This is a genomic window from Rhodococcus sp. Leaf225, from assembly GCF_001426145.1.
Classification (GTDB): domain Bacteria; phylum Actinomycetota; class Actinomycetes; order Mycobacteriales; family Mycobacteriaceae; genus Rhodococcoides.
In genome coordinates this window covers 29,463-43,958 of the sequence record NZ_LMRN01000009.1, presented here as the reverse complement: position 1 = coordinate 43,958, position 14,496 = coordinate 29,463, and the positions used below count along the sequence as shown (strand labels likewise).

The window sequence follows — 14,496 nt, the reverse complement described above, 5'->3', positions numbered from 1 at the left end:
ACCGGAACGACGTCGGGTTCGTTGGCCGGGCAGCACCGATCCGAATACGGATGAATCGGGCGAAACGAGAAGGGATCTCTCACATGGGCGTCAGCCTGACCAAGGGTGGCAACGTGTCTCTCACGAAGGCCGCACCGAATCTGACCGCGGTGTCCGTCGGACTCGGATGGGATCTGCGCACGACGACCGGAACGGATTTCGATCTCGACGCCAGCGCCATCGCGCTCGGCCCGGACAAGAAGGCGCCCGGCAACGAGTACTTCGTCTTCTTCAACAATCTGAAGACTCCGGACGGCTCGATCCAGCACACGGGTGACAACAAGACCGGTGAGGGCGACGGTGACGACGAGGTCATCGACGTCGATCTCGCAGCGGTCCCGTCCACCGTCGACATCGTCACGTTCCCCGTCTCGATCTACGAGGCCGACGCGCGCTCGCAGTCGTTCGGCCAGGTCCGCGGCGCCTACATCCGCGTGATCGACAAGTCGAACGGCACCGAGCTCGCCCGTTACGACCTCACCGAGGACGCCTCGACGGAGACCGCCATGGTGTTCGGCGAGCTCTACCGCAACGGTGCGGAGTGGAAGTTCCGCGCCGTCGGCCAGGGCTACGCCTCCGGACTCGCCGGCATCGCCCGCGACTTCGGCATCAGCGTCTGATCAGTCTCGACGCCTGATCTCGGGGCGGTCGGCTCGTCGCCTCGCGCGCACGACGCCGACCGCCGCGATGATCATGCCCACGATGGACAGCACGTCCGACTCGGTGAATCCGTGCTGGAGTGAGAACACCACCAGCACACGGCCCTCGAGCGGCGCGTTGAAGAGCAGCCAGCCGATCGACGCGAGCACCACCGCGGAGATCGACCAGGCGTTCGGCCGCGCCAGGCACCACGCCGACGCGGCGAACAGCGAGTTCATGACCACGAGTGCGTGGAAGATGTCGATCACGGGGTGGGTTTCCTCGTCTGGGTCCGATGCAGGGCGGGTGTCACAGGAAGGTCGAGAGCAGCCGATGCCCGCCGGCGGCCTTGGCTCGGTACATCATCGAGTCCGCACCCCGCGTCGCGCGGTCGATCGCCCCGGGTCCGGAACTCCACAGCGACGAGTCGGGAGTCAACACGGCGACGCCGACGCTGGCGGTCACGGGAATGGTGTCCTGTCGATCGTGGACCGTCTCGGTGACACGGGCGACCACCGACTCGACGTCTCCGTCCACATCGGTGAGGACCGCCACGAACTCCTCGCCGCCGGTACGCGCGAGCACCCCGTGGCCGTCGAAGAGCTCGGCGAGCCGGGTCGCGACCAGGACGATCACGGTGTCGCCCTGATCGTGTCCGAAGCGATCGTTGACGCTCTTGAAACGATCGATGTCGATCATCACGACCACCACGGGCGATGTGGTCGCGAGTGCCGTCTCCCACAGATCCTCGACCGAGTTCTGCAGACCGCGGCGGTTCCTGACGCCGGTCAGCGAATCGAGGTCCGAGGCTTTCGCGTCCGTCGAGACGAGTGACCACGCGATGGACGCGAAGACCGGCACCCCACTGCTCGCGCCGCTGGCCACCAGCACCGCGGCGATCGCGTCCCACGGCCCCCACAGGTTCTGGACGTACGCCAGGGTGCCGATGAGGACGATGACGGCATTGGTGAACGCAAGATGGGCGAGCAGCACTCGTGGGCTGAGGAAGAACGTGCAGAGAGCGCCGTTGATCGCGAACAGGAAGGTGCCGATCAGTGCCGACGTCGGGGTGTCCAGCAGGATCACGGACGTGATGCCGACGTCGCCGAAGATCAGGAACCCGAGGAACTGCGCCTTCGTGTCCGGCGTCGGTCCCGTGAGCACCCAGATCATCGCGGCGATCTGCAGTGCCAGCACGAGGAAGACGTAGACGATCGCCGGCGTGCCGGAGGGGCCGTTGGGCGAGGCGAGCATCAACATGGACACGGTCGCGTTGAGCAGCACCGCGCCGGCGAAGACCAGCCGGATGATGCCGTGTATGGACCGGGTGGAGTGATGGACGAAGATCCAGTCGAAATCGTGCGGCGTGGTCAGCCACCGACGCACGACGTCGAGTGCGCTGTCCCGAGGCCGGTGGGTGAGGGGTCTGCGTTGCGCGTTGCGGATGCGCCGGGATCCGCTGTGTCGACCCGGGCGAGCGCGATCGCGGGACGCGCGGACGCGCTGCGTGACCGGCGGACGGGTCGGGTGCGGCATGCGTGGAGAATCCCTTCGAACTCGATGCGACCCCCGACGCGGCGTGTGTCCCTGCTGGTGACCAGTGAAGTGTACGTGTAGTCGGTTTGGTCGGCCCGAAACCGGTGAAACATCGGGTATTCGTGATAGGTAGCCGAGATCATCCCTCGACGTACGATCGGCCGCATGACCGCTGTGTTCCCTGCCAGGCTTCCCGTCGTGTGCGCGCCGATGGCCGGAGGCCCGTCCACCCCCGCCCTGACCGCCGCCGTGAGCGATGCCGGTGGCCTGGGGTTCCTGGCCGGAGCGCTGCTGAGCCCGGAGGCGCTCGACGGCCGGCTCTCCGAGATCGAGTCCCTCACGTCGGCGCCGTACGGCGTCAATCTCTTCCTCCCGTCAGCGCACATCGCGGTCGCCGACGAGATGGAGTCGTACCGCGCCGCGCTGGCCCCGATCGCCGCCGAGTTCGGGGTCGAACCCGGCCCAGCGACACCCGGCCCCGACGACATCGACGCGGTGATCGACGTGGTGCTCGCCCACCGCCCGGCGGCCGTGTCGGTCACGTTCGGTCGACCCGGCGCCGAGCTCACCGCCCGCGTGCACGAGATCGGCGCCCTGATGATCGGGACGGTCACCTCCGTCGACGAGGCCCGCGAGGCCGTCGAGGACGGGGCCGACATGCTCGTCGTCCAGGGCAGCGAGGCCGGCGGACACCGGGGCGTCTTCACGGACGATGCGTCGTCTCCTCGAGGCGGTGACGCGATGTCGCTGCCGTCCCTGCTGCTCGCCGTCGGACTGTCGGTCGACGTGCCCTTGATCGCGGCCGGCGGGATCATGGACGGGTCCGGCGTGGTGGCCGCTCTCGGACTCGGCGCCGTCGCTGCGCAGATGGGCACCGCGTTCCTGTGCTCCGACGAGGCCGGTACCTCGGCGGTGCACCGCGCCGCACTGCTGGACCGTCGCTACCGGCGCACCGTGGTGACGCGTGCGTTCTCGGGACGACCGGCTCGGGGACTCGAGAACGAGTTCGCGGCGCAGTTCACGGCCTCCGCACCGGCCGGCTATCCCGATGTCAACGCGATCACGGGCCCGATCCGCACCGCGGCGACGGCTGCCGGCCGAGCGGACGTGCCCAACCTGTGGGCCGGTACCGGGTGGCGTTCGGTGATCGCCGCGCCGGCCGCGGACATCGTCGCGCGGATCGTCGCCGAGATGGAGACCGCCTAGAACCTCAGGACGGGTCTGCGGTCGGGGACCGGTCCTGACTTCCCGCGAGGAGGATCGACGCGATCAGCTCGGGGTTGTCCGTCATCGGCACGTGGCCGACCCCGGGGACCGAGATGACGCGGGCGTGCGGGAAGCGGCGACGGACGCCCCGCACCTGGTAGTGCGGCAGGATCAGGTCTCGCGTGCCCCACGCCACCGTCACCGGCACCAGCGGTTCGGTGAGTGGCGGGAACTCGAACGGCGCGTCGATGCCCGCGTCGATCATCGCGTTGGTGGTGAGTGACGAGGCGTCGACGACGGCGGCCTCGTACGACACCCTGCTCGGATGCGCGAAGAACGGCAGCAGCGTGGGGTACCGCACCGCCCGCATCTTGAGCGCCGTCGGTGTGGCCTTGCCGAACGTGCGCGCGACGGTCCGCATCGCGCGGAACGTCACCATGGTTCGAGCCTGGTCGGTGTGGTTGAGGAAGAAGCCGGCGGGGGACAGCGCGGTGGCCGACGCCACCTCACCCTGCGCGGCGAGACACAGCGCGACGTAGCCGCCGAGCGAGTTGCCGGCGATGTGCACCTGGTGGTCCGGCTCCTCGATCTCGCGGACGAACTCGGTGACCTCGTTCTGGAGCGTGAGCAGCACGTTCTCACCGGACTCGTGCAGCGGCTCCGACTCCCCGTGCCCGGGCAGGTCCACGGTCACGACCCGCCGATAGGGCGTGAGCAGGTCCAGCACCGCGTCCCACGCCTGGCGGCGGTGAACGACTCCGTGCACCAGTACGAGGGTGGGACCGTGACCGTCGACGTCGTAGCGCAGTGTCATGGGCGGATGGTAGCGGAGCCCGGCGCAGTGCCTGTCACTCGGCGTACACAGACAATCCGGTCATGAGCTGAGAACCCGGTCGATCGCCGCGACGGCGTCGGCCAACGCCTCCTCCGTCACGGTCAGCGCGGGACGGAACCGGACGCTGCGCGAGCCGCACCCCAGCATGATCACCCGCTCGTCGACGAGGAGCCGCGTGATCAGTCGATCGCGAGTCGCGGTGTCCGGCAGTGAGAACGCCCGGAACAGGCCGCGTCCCCGCACGTCGGAGATCGACGGGTGACGCACCGCGAGTGCGTCGAGAGCGGCGCCGAGTATCGCGCCCCTCTCCGCGGCGCGGGCGATGAGGCCGTCGCGTTCGATCACCTCGAGGATCCGCCGTGCCCGCACCATGTCGGCCAGGCCGCCGCCCCACGTCGAGTTGATCCGGGATCCGACCTCGAAGACGTTGTCGCGCACCATGTCCACGCGGCGGCCCGCCATGATGCCGCACACCTGGGTCTTCTTGCCGAAGGCGAGGACGTCGGGTTCGACGCCCAGCTGCTGGTGCGCCCACGCGGTGCCGGTGATGCCCGCCCCGGACTGGACCTCGTCGACGACGAACAATGCGTCGAACTCGTGGCACAGAGCCTGCAGCCCGAGGAGGAACGACGGTCGGAAGTGATGGTCGCCGCCCTCGCCCTGGATCGGCTCGACGATGGCGGCGGCGATGTCGTCGGGGAACGACTCGAACGCGGCCCGCGCAGCGGCCAGTGAGCGCGCCTCGAGAGCGTCCATGTCCGCGCCCTCGCGCAGGTACGGCGACGGGATGCGGGGCCAGTCGAACTTCGGGAAACGCGCGACCTTGATCGGATCCGTGTTGGTGAGCGACATGGTGTAGCCCGACCGGCCGTGGAAGGCGTGCTCGAGGTGCAGGATCCGTCCGCCCAGTGCCGGATCGAGACCGCGGGACTCGTTCAACCTGCTCTTCCAGTCGAAGGCCACCTTCAGGGCGTTCTCGACGGCGAGCGCACCGCCCTCGACGAAGAAGAGGTGGGGTAGTTCGGGGATGCCGAGCACGCGCGCGAAGGTCGCGACGAAGCGGGCCATCGGCTCGGAGTAGAGGTCGGAGTTGCTCGGCTTGTGCAGCGCGGCCGTCAGCAGATCCGCCCGGAACTCGTCGTCGCGGGCGAGAGACGGATGGTTCATCCCGAGCGCGTTCGAGGCGAAGAACGTGAACATGTCGAGATAGGACGCACCGGTCCGCGCATCGACGAGTGTGGAGCCGTGCGACCGCTCGAGGTCGAGAACCATGTCGAAGCCGTCGGCCAGGATGTGGCGCGACAGCACGTCGTGGACCGACTCCGGCGCACCGGCGGGAACGGGGGTGGTGGGCCGCGATGGCAGTACCTGCGTCATGAAGGCGAAAGTACGCGATAAAATACTGTCAAACAACATCTGGGCCGGAATAAATCCTGTCACGACCATCGGAGACAATGAATCCATGACATCGACCGTCGACCTGTCCGCCCGTACGTCCGAGCTGCTCGCCGCAGTCGGGGCCGCGCCGCTCGACCACGACTCCGGCCTGGCCGCGACCAGCCCGATCACCGGTGCGGTGCTGGGCCACGTGCCGCTCACGAGCGACGTGGACTCGGTGATCGCCGCAGCCGCGGAAGCCTACCGGTCGTGGTCTCTCGTTCCCGCGCCGGTACGCGGCGGTCTGGTGCGTGAGCTGGGTGAACTGCTCCGCGAACACAAGGACGCACTCGGTGAGCTGGTGTCCATCGAGGCCGGCAAGATCGTCAGCGAGGGCCTCGGCGAGGTCCAGGAGATGATCGACATCTGCGACTTCGGCGTCGGACTGTCCCGCCAGCTCTACGGCAACACCATCGCCACCGAGCGGCCCGGCCACCGGATGATGGAGCAGTGGCACCCACTCGGAGTCGTCGCCGTGATCACGGCCTTCAACTTCCCGGTCGCGGTGTGGTCGTGGAACACCGTGCTCGCCCTCGTCGCCGGCGACACGGTGGTGTGGAAGCCGTCGGAGAAGACGCCCGTCACCGCGGTGGCCGTGCAGGCGCTGTTCGAGGAAGCCGCACGCCGTGCCGGGGTGTCGCCGGCGGTGGCGCAACTCGTTGTCGGTGACCGTGCCGTCGGTGAGACCCTCGTCGACGATCCGCGCATCGCCCTGGTCTCCGCCACCGGATCGACCCGCATGGGCCGCGAGGTGGGCCCCCGCGTCGCGGCACGGTTCGGCCGCGTGCTCCTCGAACTCGGCGGCAACAACGCCGCGATCGTCTGTCCGAGCGCCGATCTCGACCTCACCGTCCGCGGCCTGGTGTTCTCCGCGGCCGGCACGGCCGGTCAACGGTGCACGTCCCTGCGCCGCGTCATCGTGCACGAGTCCGTCGCCGACACCCTCGTCGACCGACTGGGTACCGCGTACTCGTCGTTGCCCGTCGGGTCACCGCTCGACTCGTCGACGCTGGTCGGACCGCTGATCGACGAGGCCGCGCACGACGGGTACGCCGACGCGTTGGAGCTCGCGCGGAAGGACGGCGGCACCGTCGTCGCGGGTGGTGAGCGGGTGCGAGTGGCGGGCGCCGAGGACGGTGTCTACGTCCAGCCGGCCATCGTGCGGATGCCCGCGCAGACCGACGTGGTGCGCCGTGAGACGTTCGCGCCCATTCTGTACGTCATGACCTACAGCGATCTGGACGAGGCCATCGCCCTCCACAACGACGTACCGCAGGGGCTGTCGTCGTCGATCTTCACGACCGACCTGCGCGAGGCGGAACGCTTCCTGTCGGCGGCAGGGTCGGACTGCGGCATCGCGAACGTGAACATCGGCCCGTCGGGCGCGGAGATCGGCGGCGCGTTCGGCGGCGAGAAGGAGACCGGTGGCGGGCGCGAATCGGGCAGTGACGCCTGGAAGTCCTACATGCGACGCACCACCAACACGGTCAACTACAGCTCGGAGCTGCCGCTCGCCCAGGGGGTGACGTTCCTGTGACTGCGGGAAGGCCGGAGGCCGGCCGGGATCATGCGGGAAGGCCGGAGGACGGCCGGGATCATGCGGGAAGGCCGGAGGACGGCCGGGATCACAGCAGCGATCGAACGGTCGAGATCCGCGACGAGGTGATCAGGCTGGGGCAGTTCCTCAAGCTGGCCGACCTCATCGAGTCGGGGTCCGAGGCGAAGGCCGTCATCGCGGACGGTCTCGTCGAAGTCAACGGTGAGACCGAACTGCGCCGAGGACGTCAGCTCCGTGCGGGCGACACCGTCACCGTCGGCGGGGTGTCCGCCCGCGTCGCTCAGGCCTGAGCTGCCGGTCAGCCCTGAGGCGGGAGGGGTTGCGCCGCGACGACGACACCGTCGTCGTCGCTGTAGACGAACTCGCCGGGGATGAAGGTGACTCCGCCGAACTCGACTGTGACGTTCTTCTCACCCGACCCTGTCTGCGTGCTCTTGCGCGGGTTGGTTCCCAGCGCCTTCACCCCGATGGCGAGAGTCGTCAGGATGGCCGAGTCGCGCACGGCACCGTTGACGATGACGCCCGCCCACCCGTTGTCCACACCGCGCCCGGCGATGATGTCGCCGACGAGGGCGGTGTGGACACTCGCGTCGCCGTCGACCACCAGGACTCCGCCGTTGCCGGGCTCCGACAATGTCTGCTTGACCAGCAAGTTGTCCTGAAAGCAGCGAATGGTGGTGATGGGTCCGCAGAACTCCCGCACGGCCCCGAGCTGACGGAACTGCGTGTCGCAGCTCCGGATGTCCGGCCCGATGGTGTCGGCGAGATCGGCGGTCGCGATGAAGGTGCTCATGGCGTCACAGGCTAGCGGCAGTCCTGCGGCACGTCGGGTCACGCTGTCGGGGACACCCGCCGGGGCGGCGGTTGGTGCGTCGGCGGTTCGGTCCCTCGAGGTCGATTGGACGGTGCAGGTCGGGGGAACCCGCACGTCATGAGTACAAGTCACGACGGCAACGACGGTCACACCGGTGACGAGACTGCGCGCGACGCCACCCGAGAGGACCACCCCATGTCCGGCCAGAACCCCGATCCCGCAGAGACTGCAGGACTCGAACCCGGTGGCAGCATCGTGCCGGGTGACACGCCGCCGGACTCCACGTCGGCCGCGGGTCCCAATCATGAACCGCCCCAGCGCACTCGGACACCCGCGATCGTGTTCCTGGTCGCGGTCGGCGTCGTCGTGGTGCTGATCGTCCTCGGTGTCGTGGGCAGGATCGCGGGCCTCGTCTAGAGCCCCCGACAGAACTGACGACGGAGCACGTGGCCTCTCGGCCTCGTGCTCCGTCCGTGTGTCAGGCCCCGTTCTCGCGGGCGTTCGCTCCGACGACGGCGACGATCCACTCCGCCAGCCCGGCGGCCCGCCCGTCGTAGTGCGCGCGGAACCGCTCGTCGGCGGTGTACATCCCGGCCACGCAGACATGCATCGCGTGATCGCAGTCGTAGAAACGGTCGATCGACGCTCGGTGGCGTTCCGCGAGGACGTCGGCCTCGTCCGAACCGGGCTCCACGCCGCGGAGCATCGCTGCAGCGAGATCAGCCTCGAGTTGTTCGGTGTCGGCCTTGATCGCACGCCAGTCGTCGGCCGACATCGCGGCGGTGCGCTCCGTGCTCTGGGCCCACGCATCGGCGGTTCCCCAGCGCTCGCGGGCCTCGTCCTCGTACTTCTCGCCGGCCCAGTCGTCGCCCCAGATCTCACGCTGCTCGGCCGGGGTCAGGTTCGTACCCATCGTCTTCCTCTCGATCACGGTGTCCACGGCGTTCGCCATGGCTGTCAGGTGAGCGATGCGCCGGTCGAGCAGGGTGCGCTGCCGTCGGAGATGCTCGAGCGCGTCCGCGGCGGGATCGTCGAGTATCTCCTTGATCTCGGTCAGCGGGAACCCGAGTTCGCGATAGGTCAGCACGGAGTACAGGCGCTCCACGTCCTGCGAGGAGTAGGTGCGGTATCCCGCAGGAGACCTGCCGCCGGGCACCACCAGCCCCACCGCGTCGTAGTGGTGCAGGGTGCGCACGCTGACGTCTGCCAGCGCGGCGACCTGTCCCACGGTCAGTGCATCGTTCACACCGGTCACTGTCCTGCCTCCCGTTGCGTGAGGGTCAAGCACAATCTTGGCCCGATCCGCCGAGGCGTCCGGTCGGGGGCTGTGTCCGAACGCACTCCTGGCGTACCGTGTCGATACCGACGGTGTATCCGTCAACCGTCGTCACACTCATCCGCCACTGGGAGATACGCATGTCAGCGCCGACCGCAGACACGTTCACACGACTCGTCGCCCTCGCCTCGGTCGCACCGGGCCGGGAGACCAAGCCCGTCATCGAGGTGTTCACCGGCCGCGAGATGGCGACCATCCCCGTCGGCACCCGCGACGACGTGCTGGCGGCGAACGACAAGGTCCGCGCAGCCCAGAAGCGGTGGGCGACGACGTCCATCGCAGATCGAGCGAAGATCCTCCACAAGTATCGCGACCTCGTGTTGAAGCACCGGGCGTCGCTCATCGACCTGGCGCAGGCAGAGACCGGGAAGTCCCGGTCCGCCGCCCAGGAGGAGGTCCTCGACATCGCGATGACGGCGCGGCACTACGCGCGGGTCTCCGGCGAACTGCTGAAGAGCAAGCGCGTCAAGGGCATGCTTCCCGTGCTGACCAAGACGCAGGTCAACTACCAGCCCAAAGGCATCGTCGGCATCATCTCGCCGTGGAACTACCCGATGACCCTCGCGGTGTCCGATGCCATCCCGGCTCTGATGGCCGGCAACGGCATCGTGCTGAAGCCGGACAGCCAGACGCCGTACTGCGCGCTCGCATGTGTCGAACTGCTCTACCAGGCCGGTCTGCCCCGTGACCTCTTCGCCGTGGTTCCCGGCCCCGGATCGGTGGTGGGCACCGCCATCGTCGACACCTCCGACTACCTGATGTTCACGGGTTCCACCGCCACCGGCCAGCTTCTCGCCGAGCAGACCGGTCGGCGACTCATCGGGTTCTCCGCCGAGCTCGGCGGCAAGAACGCCATGATCGTCGCCGCCGGCGCCAAGATCCCCGAGGTGGTCGACGCGGCCGTCCGTGCCTGCTTCTCCAACTCCGGTCAGCTCTGCATCTCCATCGAGCGCATCTACGTCGAGAAGTCGATCGCCGACAAGTTCACCGCCGCGTTCGGTGAGCGGGTGCGCCGCATGACGCTGGCCGCCACGTACGAGTTCGGGGTCGAGATGGGCAGCCTCATCTCGGAGGACCAGGTCAAGGCCATCTCGAACCACGTGGACGATGCGAGGGTGAAGGGTGCGACCGTGGTCGCCGGCGGCAAGGCACGCCCCGACATCGGCCCGCTGTTCTACGAGCCCACCGTGCTCACCGGCGTGACCGACGACATGGAGTGCTGGGGAGCCGAGACGTTCGGTCCCCTCGTCTCCATCTACCCCGTCGCCAGTGTCGACGAGGCTGTCGAGCGGGCCAACGCCACCGAGTACGGACTGAACGCCAGCGTGTGGGCGAAGACGAAGGCGCAGGGCGAGGCCATCGCCGCGCGACTGCACGCCGGCACCGTGAACGTGGACGAGGGGTACGCGCCGACCTGGGGAAGCACCGGTGCGCCGATGGGCGGCATGGGTGTCTCGGGCGTCGGTCGTCGACACGGACCGGACGGCGTCCTGAAGTACACCGAGTCGCAGACCGTCTCCACGACGCGCCTGATCAACCTCGGCGGACGACGGCTGCCTCCGAAGCTCTGGGCGAAGACGTTGCCGATCTTCATCCGGGCGCTGAAGTACGTGCCGGGACGGTAGCGGCGCGCATCCCGTAGAATCGGGCGAAACACCCGCAGCGACTAGAGGACGAATGGACAGCGACAAACCCGGGCCGGTCATGGCCCCCCTCGTATCGACCGATGCGACCAGGGCGGTGACCGGCACATGAGCGAGTTGTTGACGCTTCTCCTCGGTATCGTCGTCGTCGTCGGAATCACCGCCGGCACAGGCTATTTCGTGGCCCAGGAATTCGCCTACATGACCGTGGACCGGTCGAGGCTCGAAGCGCGCTCGAAAGCGGGTGACACCGTCGCCGCGCGCACCCTGGCCGTCACGAAGCGCACGTCCTTCATGCTCTCGGGCGCTCAGTTGGGCATCACCGTCACCGGCCTGCTCGTCGGTAACTTCGCCGAGCCGCTCATCGGACAGTCCCTCGGGACTCTGCTCGGCGGCGTCGGCATTCCGAGCGGTGTCGGACTCGCCGTCGGTGCGGTGACGGCGCTGGTGGTGTCGACGTTCGTGCAGATGCTCTTCGGCGAGCTGTTCCCCAAGAACTTCGCCATCGCCCGCCCCGAACCCGTCGCGCGATGGCTCTCGCTGTCGACGACGATCTACCTCAAGCTGTTCGGCTGGCTCATCCGTATCTTCGACGCCTCGTCCAACGCGCTGCTGAAGGCGCTGAAGATCGAGCCGGTCCACGACGTCGAGCACTCGGCGACCCCGCGCGACCTCGAACACATCGTGGCCGAGAGCCGGGGCACCGGTGACCTGCCCGAGGAGCTGTCCACATTGCTCGACCGCATCCTCGACTTCCCCACCCAGACCACGGGTCACGCGATGATCCCCCGCGCGAAGGTGGCGACGGTGCGCTCCGACTCCACCATCGCCGAGGTGCGCGCCCTCATGAGCGTCGAGCACTCGCGGTATCCGGTGCTCCATGCCGACGACTCGATCGAGGGCGTCGTGCACCTGCGCGACGTGCTCGCCACCGACCTGCCCGGCGACACACCGGTCGCCGTGCTGTCCCGCGACGCACTGGTGCTCCCCGAGACCCAGATGCTCCCCGACGCCATGGGGGAGCTTCGCGCGTCGAAGAACCAACTCGCCTGCGTCATCGACGAATACGGCTCCTTCACCGGTGTCGTCACCATCGAGGACCTGGCCGAGGAGCTCGTCGGCGAGATCACCGACGAGCACGACGACGCCGACGGCGCGGAACCCGTGCCCGGCGACGACGGTGTGTGGACGGTGGCCGGCGACGTCCACCTCGACGAGGTGGAACGTGCTCTGGACCGCGAACTTCCGGAGGGTGACATCGAGACCATCGCCGGACTGGCCATAAGCGTCCACGGATCGCTTCCCGAGGTCGGCGACGTCATCGAACTGGAGCTGCCCATCGACCCCGGTGACCTCGCGACCGACGCCGAACCGCCCCGACGGTTCCTCGTCATGAGGATTCAGGAGATCGACAACCACGTGCCGTCGGCGGTCACGCTGGAGGTCGTGGAGCGCACTTCCGACGACGTCCCGGCCATGAGTGAGACGGAGGATGCGCTGTGAGCAACCCCCTGGTGTTCCTCGTCGTCACCGTCGGCCTGATCGCGCTCAGCGCCTTCTTCGTCGCCGTCGAGTTCGCGCTCCTCGCCGCCAAGCGGCACCGGCTCGAGGACGCGGCGGCCGATTCGCGGTCGGCGCGCGCCGCGCTCCGCAGTTCCACCGAGCTCACGGTGCTGCTCGCCGGCTCGCAGCTGGGTATCACGTTGTGCACGTTGGCACTCGGTGCGTTCACCAAGCCCGCCGTGCACTACTGGCTCCGGCCGCTGTTCGAGTCACTCGGTCTGCCCTACTGGGCATCCGACGTGCTCGGCTTCGTCCTGGCCCTGATCATCGTGACCTTCCTGCACCTGGTCGTCGGCGAGATGGCGCCGAAGTCGTGGGCCATCGCGCATCCCGAGAAGTCGGCGACGATGCTCGCGATCCCGATGCGTGTCTTCATGTTCTTCACCCGCCCGATCCTGGTGTCGCTCAACGGGATGGCGAATGCACTGCTGCGCCGGGCCGGTGTGGAGCCGGCCGATCAGGTGATGTCGGGCCAGAACCCGGACGATCTCGAGCAGCTGGTCGCGCACTCGGTGAGTGTCGGATCGCTGGACAAGGGCTACTCGGATCAGATCTCGAGTGCGCTGGAACTGCAGAAGCTCACGGTGGCGGACCTCGTGCGCATCGATTCCGAGCCCACCGCGGTGGCGACGACGGCGACGGTCGCCGACGTGCGGGCGGCGTCGCTGCGCACGGGCCATCTGCGCATCCTCGTGCGGGACGGCGCCGACGTGATCGGTCTGGTCCACGTGCGGGACACGTTGCAGGCGGAGGACTCCCGCTCGGTGGACGACTTCGTGCGACCGGCCTTCGAGCTCGACGCCGCCGCGCCCGTGTACGTCGCGCTCGCGGAGATGCGGGAGACCCGCAACCATCTCGCGGTGGTGCGCGACGGCGGTGCGGTGGTCGGTGTCATCACCATGTCGGACGTGCTCGTCCGGTTGCTGCCCAGCGCGGACCCGCTGCCCGCGTGATCAGGCCGTGGTCGCCAGTGCGGCGGCCACGCCGAACGCCACGGCCATCGCCGCGGTCTCGACGACGGCACGCCGCGTCGAGACCGTGGCGTGCGTGGTGTGGGCACCGATGACGCTCACCCACGTGCGCCGTCGCCACCACCCGCCGATCACCAGGGCGACCAGCAGGACCGACTTGAGCAGGATCAGCCGCCCGTAGTCGGTGTCGACCAGGGCGGTCACCGAGCTGAGCCGCACGGCGGCGTTGACGACACCGGTGACGGCGACGGCGACCACACACCACAGCGCGGCCGCCGAGTAGCGCGGGAGCAGATCCGCCCAGGCGGTCCGTGACCGCAGGGTCACCGCCATCGCGACCAGCAGCCCGAGCCACACCGATGCCGCCACGACGTGCACGGCGACGAGCAGCGCGCCGACGGCGTGCTGCGCCATGTGGCCGGTCATCGGGCGAGCGATGAGGGCGACGGCGGTGGGTACGACGACGACGATGCCGGAGACTTCCAGATCGGTGCGGAGGGCAGTGGCCGCCAGCACGGCCATCGCGAGCGCGACGACCACGACCGCGGAGCCGATCCGGCCGTTCGCGATGTTCTGGACGTAGTCGGTGAACGTGCCGAGCGACACCGCGGTGGCGCTGACGGCATCGGACCGCGCCGCCCCCAGCACCAGCAGCGTGACCTCGGAGACTGCCCAGCACGCGGCCGCGACGAGGGCGCCGCGCCACGCGAGGTGGTCGTCGACGTGCCGGGAATCGCGGGCCCACAGGATCAGCAGACCGAACCCGAGCACCACGGCACCGGCGACGTCGGCGCCGGTCCGCACGAGGGAGTCGAGCGGAAGGTCGGAGGGCGCCAGTACGAGGGCGGCGATCACTCCGAGCAGTGCAGCCGGAACGACGGCGAGCGGTGACCACCGCGCCGTCGTCGTTCCGGCCACG

The 14,496-nt window shown here is 68.7% G+C and carries 15 protein-coding genes; 8 read left to right on the top strand and 7 right to left on the bottom strand.

The window, feature by feature from the left end; all coding sequences use genetic code 11:
• Nucleotides 1–83: 83 nt before the first annotated feature.
• Entirely contained in the window at nt 84–659 is a 576-nt protein-coding gene (locus tag ASG69_RS04590) for a TerD family protein (protein ID WP_027505908.1), read from the top strand.
• Here the strand turns inward: ASG69_RS04590 and ASG69_RS04585 are convergent, their stop codons facing one another.
• Both ASG69_RS04585 and ASG69_RS04580 read right to left on the bottom strand, forming a co-directional pair.
• A complete protein-coding gene (locus ASG69_RS04585; RefSeq protein WP_235578852.1) occupies nt 660–947 on the bottom strand; it encodes a hypothetical protein in 288 nt (95 codons plus the stop codon). It lies immediately after the preceding gene.
• A gap of 40 nt (nt 948–987) precedes the next feature.
• Nucleotides 988–2,214 (bottom strand): GGDEF domain-containing protein, encoded by a 1,227-nt coding sequence (locus ASG69_RS04580; protein WP_056440794.1) that lies wholly within the window; start codon nt 2,212–2,214, stop codon nt 988–990.
• A gap of 165 nt (nt 2,215–2,379) precedes the next feature.
• Here ASG69_RS04580 and ASG69_RS04575 point away from each other — a divergent pair, with 165 nt between their 5' ends.
• Nucleotides 2,380–3,420, top strand: a complete 1,041-nt coding sequence (locus ASG69_RS04575; RefSeq protein ID WP_156380436.1) for an NAD(P)H-dependent flavin oxidoreductase — start codon at nt 2,380–2,382, stop codon at nt 3,418–3,420.
• Between the two features lie 4 nt (nt 3,421–3,424).
• Here the strand turns inward: ASG69_RS04575 and ASG69_RS04570 are convergent, their stop codons facing one another.
• Together ASG69_RS04570 and lat are read right to left on the bottom strand one after the other, a co-directional pair.
• The gene (locus tag ASG69_RS04570; RefSeq protein WP_027505905.1) at nt 3,425–4,234 is read right to left on the bottom strand and encodes an alpha/beta fold hydrolase; all 810 of its coding nucleotides are present in this window, start codon (nt 4,232–4,234) and stop codon (nt 3,425–3,427) included.
• A 60-nt stretch (nt 4,235–4,294) separates the two neighbouring features.
• The gene (gene lat, locus ASG69_RS04565; RefSeq protein ID WP_056440791.1) at nt 4,295–5,632 is read right to left on the bottom strand and encodes an L-lysine 6-transaminase; all 1,338 of its coding nucleotides are present in this window, start codon (nt 5,630–5,632) and stop codon (nt 4,295–4,297) included.
• Between the two features lie 85 nt (nt 5,633–5,717).
• Here lat and amaB point away from each other — a divergent pair, with 85 nt between their 5' ends.
• Both amaB and ASG69_RS22430 read left to right on the top strand, forming a co-directional pair.
• Nucleotides 5,718–7,229, top strand: a complete 1,512-nt coding sequence (amaB, locus tag ASG69_RS04560) for an L-piperidine-6-carboxylate dehydrogenase (protein WP_056440789.1) — start codon at nt 5,718–5,720, stop codon at nt 7,227–7,229.
• Nucleotides 7,230–7,342: 113 nt separating this feature from the next.
• The gene (locus ASG69_RS22430; RefSeq protein WP_027505902.1) at nt 7,343–7,540 is read left to right on the top strand and encodes an RNA-binding S4 domain-containing protein; all 198 of its coding nucleotides are present in this window, start codon (nt 7,343–7,345) and stop codon (nt 7,538–7,540) included.
• An 8-nt stretch (nt 7,541–7,548) separates the two neighbouring features.
• Here the strand turns inward: ASG69_RS22430 and rraA are convergent, their stop codons facing one another.
• Nucleotides 7,549–8,043 carry a ribonuclease E activity regulator RraA gene (gene rraA, locus ASG69_RS04550; protein WP_056440786.1) on the bottom strand — a complete coding sequence of 165 codons (495 nt, stop codon included), beginning with the start codon at nt 8,041–8,043 and terminating at the stop codon, nt 7,549–7,551.
• Between the two features lie 138 nt (nt 8,044–8,181).
• On the opposite strand from rraA, the gene ASG69_RS04545 reads away from it, so the two are divergent.
• Nucleotides 8,182–8,481: a DUF6480 family protein gene (locus ASG69_RS04545; RefSeq protein ID WP_231476342.1), complete on the top strand. Its 300-nt coding sequence runs from the start codon at nt 8,182–8,184 to the stop codon at nt 8,479–8,481.
• Nucleotides 8,482–8,542: 61 nt separating this feature from the next.
• On the opposite strand, the gene ASG69_RS04540 is transcribed toward ASG69_RS04545, so the two are convergent.
• Nucleotides 8,543–9,310 carry a MerR family transcriptional regulator gene (locus ASG69_RS04540; protein ID WP_056442107.1) on the bottom strand — a complete coding sequence of 256 codons (768 nt, stop codon included), beginning with the start codon at nt 9,308–9,310 and terminating at the stop codon, nt 8,543–8,545.
• 170 nt (nt 9,311–9,480) lie between these two features.
• Here ASG69_RS04540 and ASG69_RS04535 point away from each other — a divergent pair, with 170 nt between their 5' ends.
• The 3 genes from ASG69_RS04535 (at nt 9,481) to ASG69_RS04525 (ending at nt 13,559) form a co-directional block, all read left to right on the top strand.
• Nucleotides 9,481–11,025 carry a succinic semialdehyde dehydrogenase gene (locus tag ASG69_RS04535; RefSeq protein ID WP_056442105.1) on the top strand — a complete coding sequence of 515 codons (1,545 nt, stop codon included), beginning with the start codon at nt 9,481–9,483 and terminating at the stop codon, nt 11,023–11,025.
• Between the two features lie 126 nt (nt 11,026–11,151).
• The gene (locus ASG69_RS04530; protein WP_056440785.1) at nt 11,152–12,546 is read left to right on the top strand and encodes a hemolysin family protein; all 1,395 of its coding nucleotides are present in this window, start codon (nt 11,152–11,154) and stop codon (nt 12,544–12,546) included.
• Nucleotides 12,543–13,559 carry a CNNM domain-containing protein gene (locus ASG69_RS04525; RefSeq protein ID WP_200933782.1) on the top strand — a complete coding sequence of 339 codons (1,017 nt, stop codon included), beginning with the start codon at nt 12,543–12,545 and terminating at the stop codon, nt 13,557–13,559. Before ASG69_RS04530 ends, ASG69_RS04525 begins: the two co-directional genes overlap by 4 nt.
• On the opposite strand, the gene ASG69_RS04520 is transcribed toward ASG69_RS04525, so the two are convergent.
• Nucleotides 13,560–14,495: a CopD family protein gene (locus ASG69_RS04520; RefSeq protein ID WP_056440782.1), complete on the bottom strand. Its 936-nt coding sequence runs from the start codon at nt 14,493–14,495 to the stop codon at nt 13,560–13,562. It lies immediately after the preceding gene.
• Nucleotide 14,496: the final 1 nt, after the last annotated feature.

Bases quoted from the DNA above. Each gene is read 5' to 3' on its own strand.
- lat (WP_056440791.1), bottom strand. From the start codon at position 5,632: ATGACGCAGGTACTGCCATCGCGGCCCACCACCCCCGTTCCCGCCGGT.
- ASG69_RS04545 (WP_231476342.1), top strand. From the start codon at position 8,182: ATGAGTACAAGTCACGACGGCAACGACGGTCACACCGGTGACGAGACT.
- ASG69_RS04590 (WP_027505908.1), top strand. From the start codon at position 84: ATGGGCGTCAGCCTGACCAAGGGTGGCAACGTGTCTCTCACGAAGGCC.
- ASG69_RS04530 (WP_056440785.1), top strand. From the start codon at position 11,152: ATGAGCGAGTTGTTGACGCTTCTCCTCGGTATCGTCGTCGTCGTCGGA.
- ASG69_RS04570 (WP_027505905.1), bottom strand. From the start codon at position 4,234: ATGACACTGCGCTACGACGTCGACGGTCACGGTCCCACCCTCGTACTG.
- rraA (WP_056440786.1), bottom strand. From the start codon at position 8,043: ATGAGCACCTTCATCGCGACCGCCGATCTCGCCGACACCATCGGGCCG.
- ASG69_RS04580 (WP_056440794.1), bottom strand. From the start codon at position 2,214: ATGCCGCACCCGACCCGTCCGCCGGTCACGCAGCGCGTCCGCGCGTCC.
- amaB (WP_056440789.1), top strand. From the start codon at position 5,718: ATGACATCGACCGTCGACCTGTCCGCCCGTACGTCCGAGCTGCTCGCC.
- ASG69_RS04535 (WP_056442105.1), top strand. From the start codon at position 9,481: ATGTCAGCGCCGACCGCAGACACGTTCACACGACTCGTCGCCCTCGCC.
- ASG69_RS04575 (WP_156380436.1), top strand. From the start codon at position 2,380: ATGACCGCTGTGTTCCCTGCCAGGCTTCCCGTCGTGTGCGCGCCGATG.